This is a genomic window from Cupriavidus gilardii (genome assembly GCF_008801915.1).
Taxonomy (GTDB): Bacteria; Pseudomonadota; Gammaproteobacteria; order Burkholderiales; family Burkholderiaceae; genus Cupriavidus; species Cupriavidus gilardii.
The window spans coordinates 123,164-141,028 of the sequence record NZ_VZOV01000010.1; the positions used below are offsets into that span (position 1 = coordinate 123,164).

Annotated in this window: 11 protein-coding genes; 8 read left to right on the forward strand and 3 right to left on the reverse strand. The window is 68.5% G+C overall.

What is annotated here, in order from left to right; translation table 11 throughout:
* Positions 1–284 precede the first annotated feature (284 nt).
* The 3 genes from F7Q96_RS14165 (at position 285) to F7Q96_RS14175 (ending at position 5,188) form a co-directional block, all read left to right on the forward strand.
* Positions 285–1,664 (forward strand): TolC family protein, encoded by a 1,380-nt coding sequence (locus tag F7Q96_RS14165; RefSeq protein ID WP_390885691.1) that lies wholly within the window; start codon positions 285–287, stop codon positions 1,662–1,664.
* A gap of 163 nt (positions 1,665–1,827) precedes the next feature.
* Positions 1,828–4,011, forward strand: coding sequence for a type I secretion system permease/ATPase (locus F7Q96_RS14170; RefSeq protein WP_053822141.1), 2,184 nt, complete (start codon positions 1,828–1,830; stop codon positions 4,009–4,011).
* Between the two features lie 4 nt (positions 4,012–4,015).
* The gene (locus tag F7Q96_RS14175) at positions 4,016–5,188 is read left to right on the forward strand and encodes an HlyD family efflux transporter periplasmic adaptor subunit (protein WP_053822142.1); all 1,173 of its coding nucleotides are present in this window, start codon (positions 4,016–4,018) and stop codon (positions 5,186–5,188) included.
* Here F7Q96_RS14175 and F7Q96_RS14180 read toward each other — a convergent pair.
* Positions 5,185–7,230, reverse strand: coding sequence for a sodium:solute symporter family protein (locus F7Q96_RS14180; RefSeq protein ID WP_053822143.1), 2,046 nt, complete (start codon positions 7,228–7,230; stop codon positions 5,185–5,187). The genes F7Q96_RS14175 and F7Q96_RS14180 overlap by 4 nt on opposite strands.
* Positions 7,231–7,322: 92 nt before the next feature.
* Positions 7,323–9,305, reverse strand: coding sequence for an acetate--CoA ligase (gene acs, locus F7Q96_RS14185; protein ID WP_053822144.1), 1,983 nt, complete (start codon positions 9,303–9,305; stop codon positions 7,323–7,325).
* 389 nt (positions 9,306–9,694) lie between these two features.
* Between acs and F7Q96_RS14190 the strand changes: the two genes are divergently transcribed.
* The 4 genes from F7Q96_RS14190 to murI all read left to right on the forward strand — a co-directional run bounded on the left by F7Q96_RS14190 (position 9,695) and on the right by murI (position 14,176).
* The gene (locus F7Q96_RS14190; RefSeq protein ID WP_226994744.1) at positions 9,695–10,690 is read left to right on the forward strand and encodes a DMT family transporter; all 996 of its coding nucleotides are present in this window, start codon (positions 9,695–9,697) and stop codon (positions 10,688–10,690) included.
* A gap of 87 nt (positions 10,691–10,777) precedes the next feature.
* Positions 10,778–11,326 carry a TIGR00645 family protein gene (locus F7Q96_RS14195; protein ID WP_043441654.1) on the forward strand — a complete coding sequence of 183 codons (549 nt, stop codon included), beginning with the start codon at positions 10,778–10,780 and terminating at the stop codon, positions 11,324–11,326.
* 217 nt (positions 11,327–11,543) lie between these two features.
* On the forward strand, positions 11,544–13,067 hold the full coding sequence (locus tag F7Q96_RS14200; RefSeq protein WP_053822145.1) for a fumarate hydratase: 1,524 nt from the start codon (positions 11,544–11,546) through the stop codon (positions 13,065–13,067).
* A 272-nt stretch (positions 13,068–13,339) separates the two neighbouring features.
* Positions 13,340–14,176: a glutamate racemase gene (gene murI / locus F7Q96_RS14205; RefSeq protein WP_053822146.1), complete on the forward strand. Its 837-nt coding sequence runs from the start codon at positions 13,340–13,342 to the stop codon at positions 14,174–14,176.
* 88 nt (positions 14,177–14,264) lie between these two features.
* Here murI and F7Q96_RS14210 read toward each other — a convergent pair whose 3' ends face one another.
* Complete coding sequence (locus tag F7Q96_RS14210) at positions 14,265–16,565, reverse strand: AAA family ATPase (protein WP_053822147.1); 2,301 nt, start codon at positions 16,563–16,565, stop codon at positions 14,265–14,267.
* A gap of 589 nt (positions 16,566–17,154) precedes the next feature.
* Between F7Q96_RS14210 and F7Q96_RS14215 the strand changes: the two genes are divergently transcribed.
* Positions 17,155–17,820, forward strand: coding sequence for an energy transducer TonB (locus tag F7Q96_RS14215; protein WP_151022869.1), 666 nt, complete (start codon positions 17,155–17,157; stop codon positions 17,818–17,820).
* The last annotated feature ends 45 nt before the right edge of the window (positions 17,821–17,865 follow it).

Here is a 17,865-nt window from a genome sequence, read left to right on the forward strand (position 1 = left end):
CCACCCCGTTCTCGCGCCCTGTTCCACGTCGACGAGGAGACCCGCCCCCACCGCATCGATCCACCCTGCAATACCCCGTCGGCCGCGACGCTGCCTCGCGACCGATGCGTGGCCACATGTCAAAAGCCTTCACCGCGGACCGTGGTGATTTCGTGAAACCGACATCGTTGAGATCCATCGTGGCCCTCCTTGCCAACGGAGCGCGGACCCGGCAGCGCCCGCTCCTTTCCCGGCTTCCCGCCGGGTACACGCTGCGAACCGCGCCCCCGCCGGCGACGCTGTCCGTGCTTGCCGCGCTGGCCGTGCTCGCGGTGCCCTGCGCCGGACCGGCATCGGCCGCGCCCTATACCGCTGCCGCTGCCGCCTCCGCTTCCGCCGCCACGGCCCCGGCGAGCCCGGACCGCATGCCAGGCCCCTCGACACCGCAACGCATTGCCCTCGACGGCCTGACACTGCGCAACGCGGTCGGCATCGCGATTGCGCGCCATCCCGACATCAGCCGTGCGAACGCGGTGGTCACGCAGAACCTGTCCGAAATCTCGGTCGCCAAGGCCGCCTGGTATCCGAAGATCGAATACGGCGTGCAGCCCGGCTATGGCGGCAGCTTCGGCAGCGGCGGCAACGACCTGGGCTCGCGCGCCTCGGTCGGCGCGAGCCAGCTGCTCTACGACTTCGGCCGCACGCGCAGCAAGATCTCGGCCGCCGACGCCAACCTCGGCAAGAGCCAACATCAGCTCGCCGATACCGTCGAGACCGTGGCGGCCAATACCGCCGACACCTTCGTCGAACTGGCCGCCAGCCAGGCCGTAATCGCGGCCGCGCAGCGCCAGGTCGAATCGATGAACGAGACGCGCGCGCGCATCGGCGAGCGCGTGCGGGCGGGGCTGTCGGTGTCGTCGGACCGGGACCTGGCGGAGGTGGCCACGCTGCGCGCCAGCGCCGAGGTGCTGAAGGCGCGCAACCGCTTCGACGTCGCCGCCACCAGGCTGGCCGAGCTGATCGGCGCGCGTCCGCGGCAGGTGGCCGACCTGGCCAATACCGGCGGCGTGATCGAGCGGATCACGCGCGATGGCGGCGGCGGACGCGACGACCAGATCGACGACACGCCGTCGGTGCTGGCCGCGCGCGCCGCGGTCGATGCCGCGGCGGCCAACGTCGACCTGGCGAAGGCGGAGCGCTATCCGTCGGTCAGCGTCGGCGTCAGCCGGTCGCTGTCGACCGGACGCGCCAATGCCAACGACGATACCTGGGTCGGCCTGTCGATCCGCGGCGACTTTTCGCTGGGCCGGCTCGCCCAGCACCGCATCGCCGCCGCGCAGGCGCAGGAGCGCGCCGCCGCCGATGCACTGGAGAACCAGCGGCTGCGCACGCGCACGGCGCTGTATGCAGCGCAGACCGAGGCGGAGGGCGCGGCCGCGCGGCTGGCCAGCTACCGCAACGTGATCGAGCTGTCGCGCTCGTCGCGCAATCTGTACTGGCAGGAATACATGCTGAACAAGCGCTCGCTGACCGAGGTGATCACGCGCGACCGCGAGATCTTCCTCGCCGAGGAAGAATGGATCAACGCCATGGCCGACGGCATCCGCGCCCGCATCAAGGCGTATGCCGCGGTCGGCAAGTTCGTGGAGCTGCTGCGGCAGCAGGAAGGCGCACGCGATGAATGACCCCACCCCGTTGAGCGCGCTGGCGCAGGCGGCGCAGACGTCCCCTTCGCCCCCTTCGCCCCCTTCGTCCCCGTCATCCCCCACATCCCCGCCATCCCCGACGCCATCGCCCCGGCAGGCCGACGCCGAGGCAGAGGCCTCGCTGCAACCGTGGATCGACGCGATGCTGCTCGCCGCGCGGCAACTGAACGCGCCGGCCTCGCCCGAGCAGCTGCGCAATGCCGCGGCGTGGGCCGCGCGCGGCCAACCGCAGCGCGAGGCCGCCGTCGTCGAGCTGGCCGCCTCGGCCGGCCTGTCGGCGCAATTCGTCGACCTGCCGCCGGCATCGCTGTCGCCGGTGATGCTGCCAGTGCTGGTGCCGCTGGGCCAGGGCACCACCCCGACGGTCGGCATGGTGATCGCCGTGGTCAATGGCGTGGCCACCCTGCTGCTGCCGATGGACGGCAAACCGGTCGAGCGCAGCCTGACGCTGGACGCGCTGGCCCGGGAAGCGAGCGGCCGCCCGCTGCTGGTGCAGGCGCGCGCCGCGCGCCGCGGCGACCGGCTCGACGCCTATCTGCGCGCGGCGCCGGACTCGTGGCTGACCGGCATCTTCACCACGCACTGGCGCACGATGCTCGACCTCGGCCTGGGCTCGCTGTTCGGCAACCTGCTGGCGGTCGGCACCTCGCTGTTCGCGATGCAGGTGTGGGACCGCGTGGTGCCGGCGCGCTCGCTGCATACGCTGTGGGTGCTGGCCTCGGGCGTGGCGCTTGCGCTGGCGCTGGAGCTGCTGATCCGCACCGCGCGCGTCTCGATCACCGACCATTTCGGCAAGCGCGTCGACATCAAGCTGTCGGCGATGTTCTTCGCCCGCGTGCTCGATATCCGCAACGATGCGCGGCCGCGCTCGCCCGGCACGCTGATCGCGCAGCTGCGCGACCTCGAACAGCTGCGCGAACTGCTGACCTCGAGCACGCTGGGCGTGCTGATCGACCTGCCCTTCGTCGCCGCCTTCCTGTTCATCATCTGGGTGCTGGGCGGCTGGCTGGTGGCGATCCCGCTGGCCGCGATTCCGCTGCTGATCCTGCCGGGGCTGCTGGCGCAGATTCCGCTGGCCCGGCTGTCGCGCGAAGGAATGGCGGAGGCCGCGCTGCGCAATGCAATCCTGATGGAGTCGATCTACCGGGCCGAGGACATCAAGTCGCTGCAGGCCGAGCCGCGCTTCCGCGGGCTGTGGGACCACGCCAACCACGTCAACGGCGAGATCGGGTTGAAGCAGCGCTTTATCGCCGGGCTGCTGGTCAACGTGTCGCAGACGGTGCAGCAGGTCGCCTATGTCGGCGTGGTGATCGCCGGCGTCTACGGCATCCTGGACGGCAACCTGTCGTTCGGCGCGGTGCTGGCCTGCTCGATCCTGACCAGCCGCACCATCGCGCCGCTGGCGCAGATCCCCGCGGTGCTGGGCCGCATCCAGAACGCGCGCGTCGGCAAGAAGGCGCTGGACGAGCTGCTGCGGCTGCCGGTGGACCACGATCCCGACAAGGACGCCTATCACAAGCCGCTGCTGCGGGGCGGCTATCGCTTCGAGAACGTAGCCTTCGGCTTCGACCCGCAGGAAAAGCCGGTGCTGACGATTCCGCAGCTGCGCATCGCGCCGGGCGAGCGCATCGCGATCCTCGGGCGCGTCGGCGCCGGCAAGTCGACGCTGCTGCGGCTCGCCGGCGGCCTCGCCGCGCCGACGCACGGACGCATCGTGCTCGACGACACGCCGATGGCATTGATCGACGTCGCCGACATCCGCCGCGACATCGGCTGCGTGCTGCAGGAATCGAGCCCCTTCTACGGCACGCTGCGCGAGAACCTGCTGATCGCCAACCCGCTGGCGAGCGACGAGCAGCTGCTGCGCGCGCTGCGGCTCGCCTGCGCCGACCAGCTGCTGCTGAACCAGCCGCATGGGCTGGACCTGCGCATCCGCGAGAACGGCATCGGCCTGTCCGGCGGCCAGAAGCAGGTGCTGGTGCTGGCCCGCACCTTCCTGCGCGACCCGCAGGTGCTGCTGCTGGACGAGCCGACCGCTTCGCTGGACGAGGGCACCGAGCTCGCGGTGATCGAACGGATGCGGCAATGGATGGGCCGGCGCACGCTGATCGTGGCGACGCATCGCTATCCGGTGCTGTCGCTGGTCGACCGGATCATCGTGGTCGAGCGCGGGCGCATCGTGCGCGACGGGCCGAAGGACGAGGTGCTGGCCCAGCTCAAGCGCACGGCGCCGCCACGGTCGGCGGCATCGGCACAACCGCCGACGCAACCGTCCGCGCAACCCTCGTCGCCGGCGCCCGCCCAGACGGCCCCGGCCGCGGAGTAGCCCCATGGACAAGATCCCGATGCGTGCACGATTCGAAGACGGCGCCGGCGGCGCGCGCCTGCTGCTGTGGCTGGGCATCGGCGCGATCGCCGCCTTCCTGCTGTGGTCGGCCTTCGCCAGCCTGGACGAAGTGGCGGTCGGCGAAGGCAAGGTCACGCCCGCCTCCAAGGGCCAGATCATCCAGAGCCTGGAGGGCGGCATCCTGGCCGAACTGGCGGTGCGCGAGGGCGATGTGGTCGAGGCCGGCCAGCAGCTGGCCACGCTCGACCCGGTGCAGGCGCGCTCGTCGATGGAGGAGACGCTGGAGCGAATCGCCGCGCTGCAGGCGCGCGCCGCGCGGCTGCACGCCGAGATGAACGACGCCGAGTCCGTCAACTTCCCCGCCGAGCTGGCGCGCGACACCGCGGTGGTCGAGCGCGAGCGGCAGCTGTTCGTCGCCAACCGCCGGGCCTTCCGCGAAAATCTCGCCAATCTGCGCCAGCAGCTGCGCCTGGCCGAGCAGGAGCTGCAGATCGCGCTGCCGCTGCTGCGCACCGGCGCCACCAACGAGGTCGAGATCCTGCGGCTGCGGCAGAAGGTGGCCGAGTTCGCCACCAAGCTGGACTCGACGCAGAGCGAGTACTACGTCGCGCTCAAGGCCGATTACGCCAAGACGATGGCGGACCTGGGCCCGCTGCTGAAGGTGCGCGAGGGACGCGCGGACCAGCTGCGCCGCACCGCGATCACGTCGCCGGCGCGCGGCATCGTCAAGGACATCCGGGTCTCGACGATCGGCGGCGTGATCACGCCGGGTGGCGTGCTGATGGAGATCGTGCCGCTCGGCGACCAGCTGCTGATCGAGGCGCGGCTGTCGCCGCGCGACATCGCCTTCATCCATCCGAACCAGGAGGCCACGGTCAAGATCACCGCGTTCGAGCCGTCGATCTACGGCACGCTGCCAGCCAGGGTGGACCGCATCTCGCCGGACACGATCGAGGACCAGGTCGACCGGCGCATCTACTACTACCGCGTCTACGTGCTGACCCAGCATGCCTTCCTGGAGACGAAGGACGGCAAGCGCCATCCGATCCTGCCGGGCATGGTGGCGACCGCCGAGATCCGCACCGGCCGCCGCACCGTGATGGACTATCTGGTCAAGCCGCTGAACCGCGCGGCGGAGGCGCTGCGCGAACGCTAGCCCTTGCGCAGGTAGGTGACCAGCCGGTCGATCACCGGCGCATTGCGCCGCGTCAGCAGGCTGACCGCGATCGCGACCGCAAACCCGGCCGGCACGCCGAATGCGCCCGACGCGATCGGATCGACGCCGAACCAGCGGTCGCCGAAGATCCCGGTCATCCGCGTGAAGAACGGGTAGTTGACGAAGATGTAGTAGATCGACACCGACAGCCCGGCCAGCATGCCGGCGAACGCGCCGGCCGCGGTGGTGCGCTTCCAGAAGATCGCCAGCACCAGCACCGGGAAGAAGCTCGACGCCGCCAGCGAGAACGCGGCGCCGACCAGGAACAGGATGTTGCCCGGCCGCAGCGAGGTCACGTAGGCCGCGAACAGGGCGACGCCGAGCAGCAGGATCTTGGCGGTGGTCACGCGCCGCTGCTGGCTCGCGCCGCGATCGACCATGTGATAGAAGACGTCGTGCGACAGCGCGTTGGCGATCGTCAGCAGCAGCCCGTCGGCCGTCGACAACGCCGCCGCCAGCGCACCGGCGGCGACCAGCCCCGAGATCACGTATGGCAGCCCCGCGATCTCCGGCGCCGCCAGCACGATCATGTCGGGCTGGATCATCACCTCGGCCCACTGCACGATGCCGTCGCCATTGACATCGCGGATGCCGAACACCGGCGGATCGATGCGCCGCCATTGCATGACCCAGGCCGGCAGATCGGCATAGGGCGTGCCCACCAGATGATGCAGGAACTGGTACTTGACCAGCGCCGCCAGCGTGGGCGCGCTGACGTACAGCAGCGCGATGAAAAACACCGCCCAGGCCACCGAATTGCGGCTCTCCTTGACCGACGGCGTGGTGTAGAGCCGCGTCAGGATATGCGGCAGGCTCGCGGTGCCGAGCATCAGGCAGAAGGTCAGCAGCACGAAGTTCAGCCGCTCGGTCTTGCGCTCGGCCTCCGACGGCGACGGATAGGGCTCGGTGGCGGGCACCGGCGGCTGGCTGCGCGCCAGCGCCTCCTCGCGCTGCTGGGTCCATTGCTGCAGGGCCGCGGCGGGGTCCTGCGGATAGTCAGCCCGCTCGCGCTCGACCGCCTTGATCTCGCGCAGCGGCGCATTGCGGGCGCGCAGCTCCAGCAGCCGCGCATTGAGCCCGTCGCGCACCTCGTCGAACGACTGCGGCAGCCGTGCGATGCGCTCCTGCAGCTCGATTGCCTGCTGACGGTAGTGTTCGCGCACCGCAAGCTCGCCCGGATCGCGCAGCAGCTCGCGCTCGCGCTGCGCGACATCGGTCAGCACCGTGCCGTAGCCCAACTGCGGCACCGCCTCGCCATGATGCTTCCACGCGATCATCGACACCGTGGTCAGGAACGCGACGATCATCACGATGTACTGCGCGACCTGGGTCCACGTCACCGCGCGCATGCCGCCGAGGAACGAACAGACGAGGATGCCGGCCAGGCCGAAGAACACGCCGACGGCAAAGTCGACGCCGATGAAACGCGTGACCACCAGGCCGACGCCCTGGATCTGCGCGACCAGATAGACGAAGGAACACAGCGAGGCGGCCAGCACCGCGATGCCGCGCACCGGCAGGTTGCCGCCCGGCTTGCCGTTGCCGTAGCGCGCGGCGAGGAAATCGGGAATCGTGTAGCCGCCGTACTTGCGCAGATACGGCGCGAGCAGGAAGGCCACCAGGCAGTAGCCGCCGGTCCAGCCCATCACATAGGCCAGCCCCTCGTAGCCCGAGGCGAACAGGATGCCGGCCAGGCCGATGAAGGACGCCGCGCTCATCCAGTCGGCGGCGATCGCCATGCCGTTGAACATCGCGGGCACGCGCCGGCCCGCGACGTAGTACTCGTGCAGGTCGGCGGTGCGGCAGATCAGCCCGATGCAGGCATAGATCGCGATGGTGATGAACAGGAAGACGTAGCCGAGCCACAGCGCGTCGGCGTTGGACCGCTCGAGCAGCCCCATCATGCCGATGAAGCCGAACAGTCCGAGCGTGAACAGGCCGTAGTACAGCAGCAGCCGGCGGCGAAAGCGCGACTGGGCCATGGGCGTGGGCGGAAGGGAAAGCCGAAAGAGGCGGTGGCGGGCAAACGCGAAGCGGGCGCCGTGGTTGCGGCGCCCGCTTCGCGCGGCCGGTCTTACTTGGCCTGCCGCAGCTGTTCGAGGATGGCGGGATTCTCCAGCGTGGAGGTGTCCTGCGTGATCTCCTCGTTCTTGGCCAGCGATCGCAGCAGGCGGCGCATGATCTTGCCCGAGCGCGTCTTCGGCAGGTTGTCGCCGAAGCGGATGTCCTTCGGCTTGGCGATCGGCCCGATCTCCTTGGCGACCCAGTTGCGCAGCTCGTTGGCGATCTGCGCGGCCTCGTCGTCGGTCGGACGCGCGCGCTTGAGCACCACGAACGCGCAGATGGCCTCGCCGGTGGTGTCGTCCGGACGCCCGACCACGGCGGCCTCGGCGACGATCGGATTGGCGACCAGCGCCGACTCGATCTCCATCGTGCCCATGCGGTGGCCCGACACGTTCAGCACGTCGTCGATGCGGCCCATGATCGTGAAGTAGCCGGTTTCCTTGTCGCGCACCGCGCCGTCGCCGGCCAGATAGAGCTTGCCGCCCAGTTCGGCCGGGAAGTAGCTCTTCTTGAAGCGCTCCGGATCGCCCCAGATGGTGCGGATCATCGCCGGCCATGGGCGCTTGACCACCAGGATGCCGCCGCTGCCGTTGGGCACGTCCTGCCCGGTCTCGTCGACCACCGCGGCCATGATGCCCGGCAGCGGCAGCGTGCACGAGCCCGGCACCAGCGGCGTCGCGCCCGGCAGCGGCGTGATCATGTGGCCGCCGGTCTCGGTCTGCCAGAAGGTATCGACGATCGGACAGCGGCCGCGGCCGATGTTCTCGTGGTACCACATCCACGCTTCCGGATTGATCGGCTCGCCGACGGTGCCCAGCAGGCGCAGGCTCGACAGGTCGTACTGCTTCGGATGCACGGCCTGGTCGGCCTCGGCCGCCTTGATCAGCGACCGGATCGCGGTCGGCGCGGTGTAGAACACGCTGACCTTGTGCCGCGCGATCATGTCCCAGAAGCGGCCGGCGTTCGGATAGGTCGGGATGCCCTCGAACATCAGCTGCGTGGCGCCGGCCGCCAGCGGGCCGTAGGCGATGTAGGTGTGGCCGGTGACCCAGCCGATATCGGCGGTACACCAGTACAGGTCGTCGGGCTTGATGTCGAAGGTCCATTTCATCGTCATCAAGGCCCACAGCAGATAGCCGCCGGTGCTGTGCTGCACGCCCTTGGGCTTGCCGGTCGAGCCCGAGGTATAGAGCACGAACAGCGGATGCTCGGCATCGACGGGCTCGGCCTCGCAGGTCTCGGGCTGGCCCGCGCAGACCTCGTCGAGCCAGCGGTCGCGCCCTTCGACCCAGTTGACCTTGCCGCCGGTGCGGCGATAGACCAGCACGTGCTTGACCGCCTCGCAGCCGCCCAGCGCCAGCGCCTCGTCGGCGATCGCCTTCAGCGGCAGCGCCTTGCCGCCGCGCATTTGTTCGTCGGCTGTCAGCAGCGCGACCGCGCCGACGTCGACCAGCCGCTCCTGCAGCGACTTGGCGGAAAAGCCGCCGAACACCACCGAATGCGTGGCGCCGATGCGGGCGCAGGCCTGCATCGCGCAAACGCCCTCGATCGACATCGGCATGTAGATGACGACGCGATCGCCCTTCTTGATGCCCAGCGCCTTCAGGCCATTGGCGAGCTGGCACACGCGCGCATGCAGCTCGCGATAGGTGACCCTGGTCACCGTGCCGTCGTCCGCCTCGAACACGATCGCGACCTTGTCGGCGTTGCCGTTCTCGAGATTGCGCTCCAGGCAGTTGTACGAGGCGTTCAGCTGGCCGTCCTCGAACCATTTGTAGAACGGTGCGTTGCTCTCGTTCAGCACCTTGGTGAAGGGCTTGGCCCAGACCAGCTGCTCGCGGGCGTGGCGCGCCCAGAAGCCTTCGTAGTCGCGCTCGGCCTCTTCGCACAGCGCGCGGTAGGCGTCCATGCCGGAAATGGCGGCGCTCTTGGCGAACGATTCGGGTGGGGGGAATACGCGATGCTCTTGCATCACCGATTCGATGGCGGACATAGCTCGTCTCCTGAAAGGCCGGATATGGCTTCGATACTTTTGCCGCAACGCTACGCTGCGCGGCTTACTGCAACCTGACGCTGTCCTTGCCTGTCCTTTCCGTCCTTCGCGTCCCTCGCTCTTTCAGGGCAAAGGCGCATTGCGACGCAGCAATGATGCCGGCTGCGCGGGCGCGCCGCGGCGATGCCCGCGGCGTCCGCATGTGAAGCCTAAGCCTTAAGGCTAGCATAGCTATAATCGCCCGGCGCGTGCGATGGCGCGCGCTGCCGCGCCGATCGAGGCTTGCTTGCGGCCTGTCTGAAGTCCGCTTGCGGCCCGGTTGCGGTCAATATGCGGCGCGATCTCGGCCATCGCGCCGCGCGCGCGACGTGCCACCGACTACCGAACCCGTGCCCCCTTCCGTCCCCCTGAATGCCCTGCTGCTGGCCGCGTCGATGGCGCTGGTCGGCAGCAACGTCGGCCTCGGCAAGGCCATCGTCGCCCATGTGCCGATCCTGCTGTTTGCGCTGCTGCGCTTCGTGATCGCCATCGTCTGCCTGTCGCCGTGGTACCGGCCCGCGCGGATGCGCCGCGTGTCCCGCCGCGAATGGTTCAACCTGTTCCTGCAGGCGTTCTTCGGGACCTTCCTCTTCACGCTGCTGATGCTCGGCGGCGTGCGCCTGACCAGCGCGATGTCCGCCGGCGTCATCACCAGCACCATTCCGGCGACCGTGGCGATCCTGTCCTGGCTGGTGCTGCGCGAACGGCTGTCGCGCCGCACCGTGCTGGCGGTGCTGCTGGCGGTGGCCGGCATCGCGGTGCTCAATATCGCCCGCGGCGGCCAGCCAGGCGGCGCGGGCGCCGATGCGCTGCTCGGCAACCTGATGGTGATGGGCGCGGTGGTCTGCGAGTCGATCTACGTGATCCTGTCCAGGCGTCTGGCGCAGACGCTGGCGGCGATCGAGATCTGCGCCTACACGCATCTGATCGGCGGCCTGTTGATGCTGCCGCTGGGGCTGGTGCCGCTGCTCGACTTCGATGCGGGCGCCGTGCCGCTGCATGTATGGGCCATGGTGCTGTGGTACGCGCTGTCGGCCAGCGTGTTCTCGTTCTGGCTGTGGATGAAGGGAATCCGCCATGTGCCGGCGCAGCTGGCCGGCGTGTTCACCTCGGTGCTGCCGATCGCCGCCGCGCTGTACGGAATCGTGTTCCTCGGCGAAACGCCGGGCTGGGCGCACGGCGTCGCGCTGGTCTGCGTGCTGGCGGGCATTGCACTGGCGAGCTGGCCCGGCAAGCTGGCGCGCGCGGCGGCCGCACGCGGCGATGGCAGCGGCCAGGCTCGCGGCATTGCGTCCGCCGGCATCGAGCCCGAACCCGGCGCCACGGTACAATCCCGCGGCCGCTGACCGGCGCGCCGCACGATCGGCCGCCGGCCGGCGGCTGTCCTCCGTACCGAGCAACACAATCCCTTACGCAAAGCTAACGCAACCACCATGGCATCGAACTTGTCGCCTGAGCCGCATCGGATGCGCCCGATTCCCCGTCTGATCTTCGCCTCGCGCTGGCTGCAGCTGCCGCTGTACCTGGGCCTGATCGTCGCGCAAGGCGTCTACGTCTATCACTTCCTGATGGAGGTCTGGCATCTGCTGGCCCACGTCACCGAGTACGACGAGAACAAGATCATGCTGGTGGTGCTGGGCCTGATCGACGTCGTGATGATTTCGAACCTGCTGATCATGGTGATCGTCGGCGGCTACGAGACCTTCGTGTCGCGGCTGGGCATCGACAATCATCCGGACGAGCCGGAGTGGCTGGACCACGTCAATGCCGGCGTGCTCAAGGTCAAGCTGTCGATGGCGCTGATCGGCATCTCGTCGATCCATCTGCTCAAGACCTTCATCGACGCGGGACAGCGCGACACCCATACGATCATGTGGCAGGTGGTGATCCACGTCGCCTTCCTGTTCTCGGCGATCGCGATGGCGTGGGTCGACAAGATGATCACGCACTCGCATCCGGCGCTGCAGGATCGGGGGCTGTAACCCGACCTGCGCTGGAGCAAGAACCGCGGCCCGGCGCCGCGGTTTTTTATTGCGCCGCGCTCGTCGGCCGTTTGTCCGATATTCGCGCACGATGTGAAATTAACGCCACTTTTAGCGGCAGGCAGCCGCCCTCCGTCCGGGACGCGTCTGGCGAGGGGGTGTATGATTCGGGCGGAATTTTCGTCCGCTTTTGTCCGACTGCCCTCCCCCACAAGACATGACCGTCATCAAGCAAGAAGACCTGATCCAGAGCGTCGCCGACTCCCTGCAGTACATCAGCTACTACCACCCGATGGACTACATCACCAGCCTGGGCCGTGCCTACGAGCTGGAACAAAGTCCGGCGGCCAAGGACGCGATCGCGCAGATTCTGACCAACAGCCGCATGTGCGCCGAAGGCAAGCGCCCGATCTGCCAGGACACCGGCATCGTGACCGTCTTCGTCAAGGTCGGCATGGACGTGCGCTGGGACGGCGCCACCATGGGCCTGACCGACATGATCAACGAGGGCGTGCGCCGGGGCTACACCCACCCCGACAACGTGCTGCGCGCCTCGATCGTCAATCCGCCCGAAGGCGGCCGCAAGAATACCAAGGACAACACGCCGGCCGTGATCCACTACGAGATCGTGCCGGGCGACAAGGTCGACATCCAGGTCGCGGCCAAGGGCGGCGGCTCGGAGAACAAGTCCAAGTTCGTGATGCTGAACCCGTCCGACTCGATCGTCGACTGGGTGCTCAAGACCGTGCCGACCATGGGCGCGGGCTGGTGCCCGCCCGGCATGCTGGGCATCGGCATCGGCGGCACCGCCGAGAAGGCGATGGTGATGGCCAAGGAATCGTTGATGGAATCGATCGACATCCAGGACATCATCGCCCGCGGTCCGAAGGACTGGATCGAGGAACTGCGCGTCGAGCTGTACGAGAAGGTCAATGCGCTGGGCATCGGCGCGCAGGGCCTGGGCGGCCTGGCCACCGTGCTGGACGTCAAGATCATGGCTGCGCCGACGCACGCCGCGTCCAAGCCGGTGGCGATGATCCCGAACTGCGCCGCCACCCGCCACGTGCACTTCACGCTGGACGGCAGCGGCCCGGCCAGGCTGGAAGCGCCGGACCTGTCGCAGTGGCCGAAGGTCGAGTGGGCACCGAACACCGAGACGTCGAAGCGCGTGGACCTGAACACGCTGACGCCCGAGGAAGTGGCCTCGTGGAAGCCAGGCCAGACGCTGCTGCTGAACGGCAAGATGCTGACCGGCCGCGACGCCGCGCACAAGCGCATCGCGGACATGCTGGCCAAGGGCGAGAAGCTGCCGATCGACTTCACCAACCGCGTGATCTACTACGTCGGCCCGGTCGATCCGGTGCGCGACGAAGTGGTGGGCCCGGCCGGCCCCACCACCGCCACGCGGATGGACAAGTTCACCGAGACGATGCTGTCGCAGACCGGACTGATCGCGATGATCGGCAAGGCCGAGCGCGGCCCGGTGGCGATCGAAGCGATCCAGAAGCACAAGTCGGCCTACCTGATGGCGGTCGGCGGCGCGGCCTACCTGGTGTCGAAGGCGATCCGCGGCGCCAAGGTGCTGGCCTTCGAAGACCTCGGCATGGAAGCGATCTACGAGTTCGACGTCAAGGACATGCCGGTCACGGTCGCGGTCGACAGCAGCGGTACGTCGGTGCACAAGACCGGCCCCGCCGAATGGCAGGCCAGGATCGGCAAGATTCCGGTCGCGGCGCTTTAAGGGTTCAAGATTGGTGAGTCGCGGGCGACAGCCATCGCCCGCGACCATCAACCGCCCTTGCCCTCTCCCCCACCCTCTCCCGCAAGCGGGAGAGGGAGCACACACCGGGCAGTTGCCAACGCGATCGGTTTGCTGCCCTCGCCCGCTTGCGGGAGAGGGGGCACACACCGGGCAGTCTCCAACGCGATTGGTTTGCTCCCCCCTCCCGCTTGCGGGAGAGGGGCCGGGGGAGAGCGCAACCGCCCCCTATTCCCCTAAGCCAGCTCTCCCCCGTGTCCCCCTCCCCCATCGGCATCTTCGATTCCGGCCTCGGCGGCCTGTCCGTGCTGCGCGAGGTGCGAGCGCTGCTGCCGCACGAAACCCTGCTCTACCTGGCCGACTCGCGCTATGCGCCCTATGGCGAGAAGCCGCAGGGCTTCGTGCAGGCGCGCACGCTGCAGGCCTGCGAATGGCTGGCGGCGCAGGGCTGCAAGGCGCTGGTGGTGGCCTGCAATACGGCCACCGCGCATGGCATCCAGGCGCTGCGCGAGCGCCTGCCGTTGCCGATCGTCGGTGTCGAGCCGGGACTGAAGCCGGCGGTAGCGGCCAGCCGCAGCAAGGTGGTCGGTGTGCTCGCCACCGCCAATACGCTGGCCAGCGACAAGTTCGCGCGGCTGCTGCATTCGCTGCAGGACCAGTGCCGCTTCGTCTGCCAGCCCGGCGGCGGGCTGGTCGCGCGCATCGAACAGGGCGATATCGACGGGCCGCTGGTTCGCGAACGTCTGCAGACCTGCCTGGCGCCGATGCTCGAAGCGGGCGCCGATACGCTGGTGCTCGGCTGCACCCACTATCCGTTCCTCAGCGAAACCGTGCGCGAGCTGATCGGCGAGCGGATGACATTGATCGATACCGGCGTCGCGGTCGCGCGGCAATTGCAGCGCAAGCTGGCCGAGCACGGCTTGGCGGCCGACGCGGGCAGCGGCGTGGACGCTGGCGCGAGTCCGATCGCGGTGGCGCGCTACTGCACCACCAGCGACGCCGAACACCTGCGCCGGATGGCGCGCGCGCTGCTGCATGTCGATGCCGCAGCGGAAACGGTGGTGATCGAGCCGGCGCCGATCACGCCCTGATCTCGCGCCTCGCTGCGCGCCTCGTTGCCCGCCTCCTTGCGCGCCTCCTTTCGCGTCTCCTTGCGCGGCGCCGCTCGGCCTTGTTGCCTCAGCGGACGAAGCCCACCTGACGGCGCTCCCTGACCTCCGGCTTGACCGCATGCTCCTGGCGCAGCTGCGCGAGGAATTCGTCGGGCGTCAGCGCCTCGCCCAGCAGCGCGCATTGCCGCTTGACGGTGGCAAAGTCGCCCGGCGTCAGGCCGTCGAGCCCGGCCAGTTCGCGCCGCATCGCATCGTCGAGCGCGGATGCGTCGCCGTCGAGCGCCTCGTCGACGAACATCGATTCGCGCTGCGCCGGCAGCAGCGGCATGAAGCGGATCTTGAACGAGAAGCGGCGCAAGGCGGCCTCGTCGAGCCGGTCGAACAGATTGGTCGTGCAGACGAAGATGCCGTTGAACCGCTCCATACCCTGCAGCATCTCGTTGACCTCGGAGACCTCGTAATTGCGCACCGCCTGCTGCCGGCTCTGCATGAAGCTGTCGGCCTCGTCGAGCAGCAGCACGGCGCCGTCTTCCTCGGCGCGCGCGAACATCGCGGCGATCTGCTGCTCGGTCTCGCCGACGTACTTGCTCATCAGGTCCGAGGCCCGCCGCATCATCAGCGGCAGCTCCAGCGCGGCGGCGATATGTTCGGCCAGCGCCGTCTTGCCGGTGCCCGGCGGGCCGTAGAAGCACAGCGTGCCGCGGCGCCGCGCCTGCAGCGCCCGGATGATGCGCTCGACGCGATAGCGGGTCTCCAGGTTCAGCCGGTCGAGCCGGTAATGCGTGACCACCGGCCGCGTCTCCGCTTCGGGCCGCAGGCCCATCGCGCGGTCGGCGTGCTCGAGCTGGCGCAGGATCAGCGTCTCGACCGGCTCGCCGATGCCGGGCTGGGCCAGCTGCACGAAACGCGCGGCCGATTGCACCTGCGCCGGCGTCAGCGTGCGGCGCGCCGCCAGCGACGCGATAAAGGCATCGCTGACCGCCAGTCCGCCCAGATACTTGCGGATGATGTTCTCGCGTACCTGCGGCGGCGGAATGCGCAGCTCCAGATGGAAATGGAAGCGGCGCAGATAGGCGGGATCGATCTGCCGGATCGAATTGGAGATCCAGATCACCGGCACCGGATTGCGCTCCAGCGTCTGGTTGACCCAGGCCTTGCCGTTGACCGAACCGCGCGTGTCCTCCTGGCCGAACAGGCTCATCAGCTCGCGCGCCGAGCCCGGGAATACGTCTTCGACCTCGTCGAACAGCAGCGCGGTATTGGCGCGGCCGCGCAGAAAGGCCTGCGACACCTGCAGCGAGCGATAACGATCCTTGCCCGACAGGCTGTTGCCGTCGCGGTCCAGGCAATCGACCTCGTACAGCTCGCAGCCGGCCTCGCGCGCGAGCAGCCGTGCAAATTCGGTCTTGCCGGTGCCGGGCGGCCCGTAGATCAGCACGTTGACGCCCTCGGCATGCTGGCGCGTGGCGTTCGCCAGCAGCGCGGTCAGGTAGCGGGCATCGCTCTCGACATGGGGATAGTCGGTGCTCGACAGCGTCGGCGGCGCGGCCGGGCGCGTGAACACCGCCATCATCTCGGCCTCGTCGGCGTAGTTGCCGAGCAGCACGTGCAGCAACCGGTCGGACAGCCGCATCAGGTCGCCCAGATCGGTCACGCTGTTCTCGGGCAGCGGCTGCTCGATCAGGTTCAGCGTCTCCAGCCGCGAGCCCGGCCGCAACGAGGCGGCAACCTGGGCCGCGGTGGCGCCTGTCAGCCCGGCCAGGATCTGGAAGGCCTCCTGGCTGTGCGCGACCTTGCAGTCGACCATCACCGCGCGCAGGTCGCGCTTGTACTTGGCCAGCGCGGCAAACAGCAGCAGCTTGCGCTCGTGGTCGGGCAAGTCCAGCACATGGCTGAGCATGTCGATATTGCGGACCAGCAGCACGCGCTCGCCGTCGAGCCTGGCCGCCAGCGCGGCGGCCGATACCTCGAACACGGTGAACATGTCCTTGGCATGGTGCTTGACGTACTCGTCCAGGTAATAGAACAGCGCCCCCTCGTCGAAGGCGCTGTTCCACTGGCCGTGCCGCTCGAGAAATTCCTCGGGAGTCAGCCGGGCCGCGCCGCGCCAGGCCGGCATGTCGGCGCAGCGCGCGGCGAGGAAACGCTGCACGCGCATCACGACGCCATAGGGCCAGACCAGCTCCTGGGCGCTGACCGTCAGCACGTCGTTGATATTGCTGCGCAGGTTGAAACGCGGTCCCAGCGCGCAGACCACGCGCAATGCGAACTGGGCGCACATCCAGTCGAGCGCCGTGGTGGCGCCCGCCCCGGGGGCCGCGCGCAACAGCGCCGGCCGGTCCTCGTCGATGCTGCGGGTGAAATCCATGGGCAAGGCTCCTCGTCCCGGACGAGCGACGGAGGACCGTCGCCGCCGCTTCCTTCGCCGTTTTTTTCGCTTGGTTCTCGGCCTGCTTTGCCGCTGTTCCTGCCGCGTGCTCTGTTGTCGACCGCGATCGCCTGCTGTTCCGCCTGCTTCCAGCCTTTGTCCCGCCGGCCGCCTGCCAGTTCACCGGGCCCTTTTTTCGTATGCTAGCTCGCTTTGCCGGGTGCGGTTAGTCGGGGCGTCCCCGCAGGCATGGCCGGCGACGACCCGGCTTCCAGCAGGGTCAAGTGGCGAGAAGGCCGACAAATAGGAATCATTATCGTTTATACTCACGCGCTGACACGCTGCCAGAGAGTGGCGCTCCCCCAGGCTTTGACTTTGAAGGAGCGTTTATCATGGAACTGCTGATTAGCCTGCTGGTTGGTTGCGGTATTTCGCTGGTGCTGTTTCGCCGTAAATAGATTGCTGTAACGGCTGCGGAACAGCCGCCGAACAGCCCGATCGCCGCGCCGCTCGCGCCCGACACACCGATGCCGCCTTCGGGCGGGAGGCCGCGCCTGCAACGCCGGTTAGCCGAAATTTGTTGTCTCACATGTTCGATCAACGTTTCCTGAAGATCACGCTTGCCGTTCTGCTTTTCCACGCCGGCCTGCTGTATCTGATCCAGAGTGGGCTCGCGCGCAAGATGACCGAAGCGGTGATCGCGCCTGAAATCATCGCCCGTATCATTCCGCTGGAACCGCCGCAGCAGCCGGCACCGGAGCCGCCCAAGCCGCAACCGAAACCGGAGACGCCGCCCAAGCAGGTCAAGGTCACCAAGCCGACGCCGCAGCCCAAGCCGCAACCGAAGCCCGAACCGCGCATCGAGCCGACGCCCGCGCTGCCGCCGACGCCGACCGCGGTCGAAGCGCCGCCCGCACCGCCGGCCCCGCCCGCTCCCCCGCCGCCGCCCGAGCCGGCACCGGTCGCCACCGGTCCACGCGCGGTCGGCATCGGCGAGATCCAGTGCACGCCGCCGCAGCCGACCTACCCGTCGCAGTCGCGGCGGATGGGCGAAACCGGCAAGACCGTGGTGCGCCTGACCACCGACGATACCGGCAAGGTGGTCAAGACCGCGGTGGTCAGCTCCAGCGGTTCGTCACGCCTGGACCAGGCGGCGATCGACGCGGTCCAGCGGATGCGCTGCAAGCCTTATGTCGAAAACGGTCGTGCGATCGCGGTCACCGCGCAGCAGCCGATCGCTTTCGAACTGAACTGATTTGAACTGAACCCTCCATACGATTTACGACTTACCAGGAACCAT

Bases quoted from the DNA above. Each gene is read 5' to 3' on its own strand.
- F7Q96_RS14215 (WP_151022869.1), top strand. From the start codon at position 17,155: ATGTTCGATCAACGTTTCCTGAAGATCACGCTTGCCGTTCTGCTTTTC.
- F7Q96_RS14175 (WP_053822142.1), top strand. From the start codon at position 4,016: ATGGACAAGATCCCGATGCGTGCACGATTCGAAGACGGCGCCGGCGGC.
- F7Q96_RS14170 (WP_053822141.1), top strand. From the start codon at position 1,828: ATGCTGCTCGCCGCGCGGCAACTGAACGCGCCGGCCTCGCCCGAGCAG.
- F7Q96_RS14210 (WP_053822147.1), bottom strand. From the start codon at position 16,565: ATGGATTTCACCCGCAGCATCGACGAGGACCGGCCGGCGCTGTTGCGC.
- acs (WP_053822144.1), bottom strand. From the start codon at position 9,305: ATGTCCGCCATCGAATCGGTGATGCAAGAGCATCGCGTATTCCCCCCA.
- F7Q96_RS14200 (WP_053822145.1), top strand. From the start codon at position 11,544: ATGACCGTCATCAAGCAAGAAGACCTGATCCAGAGCGTCGCCGACTCC.
- F7Q96_RS14180 (WP_053822143.1), bottom strand. From the start codon at position 7,230: ATGGCCCAGTCGCGCTTTCGCCGCCGGCTGCTGCTGTACTACGGCCTG.
- F7Q96_RS14195 (WP_043441654.1), top strand. From the start codon at position 10,778: ATGGCATCGAACTTGTCGCCTGAGCCGCATCGGATGCGCCCGATTCCC.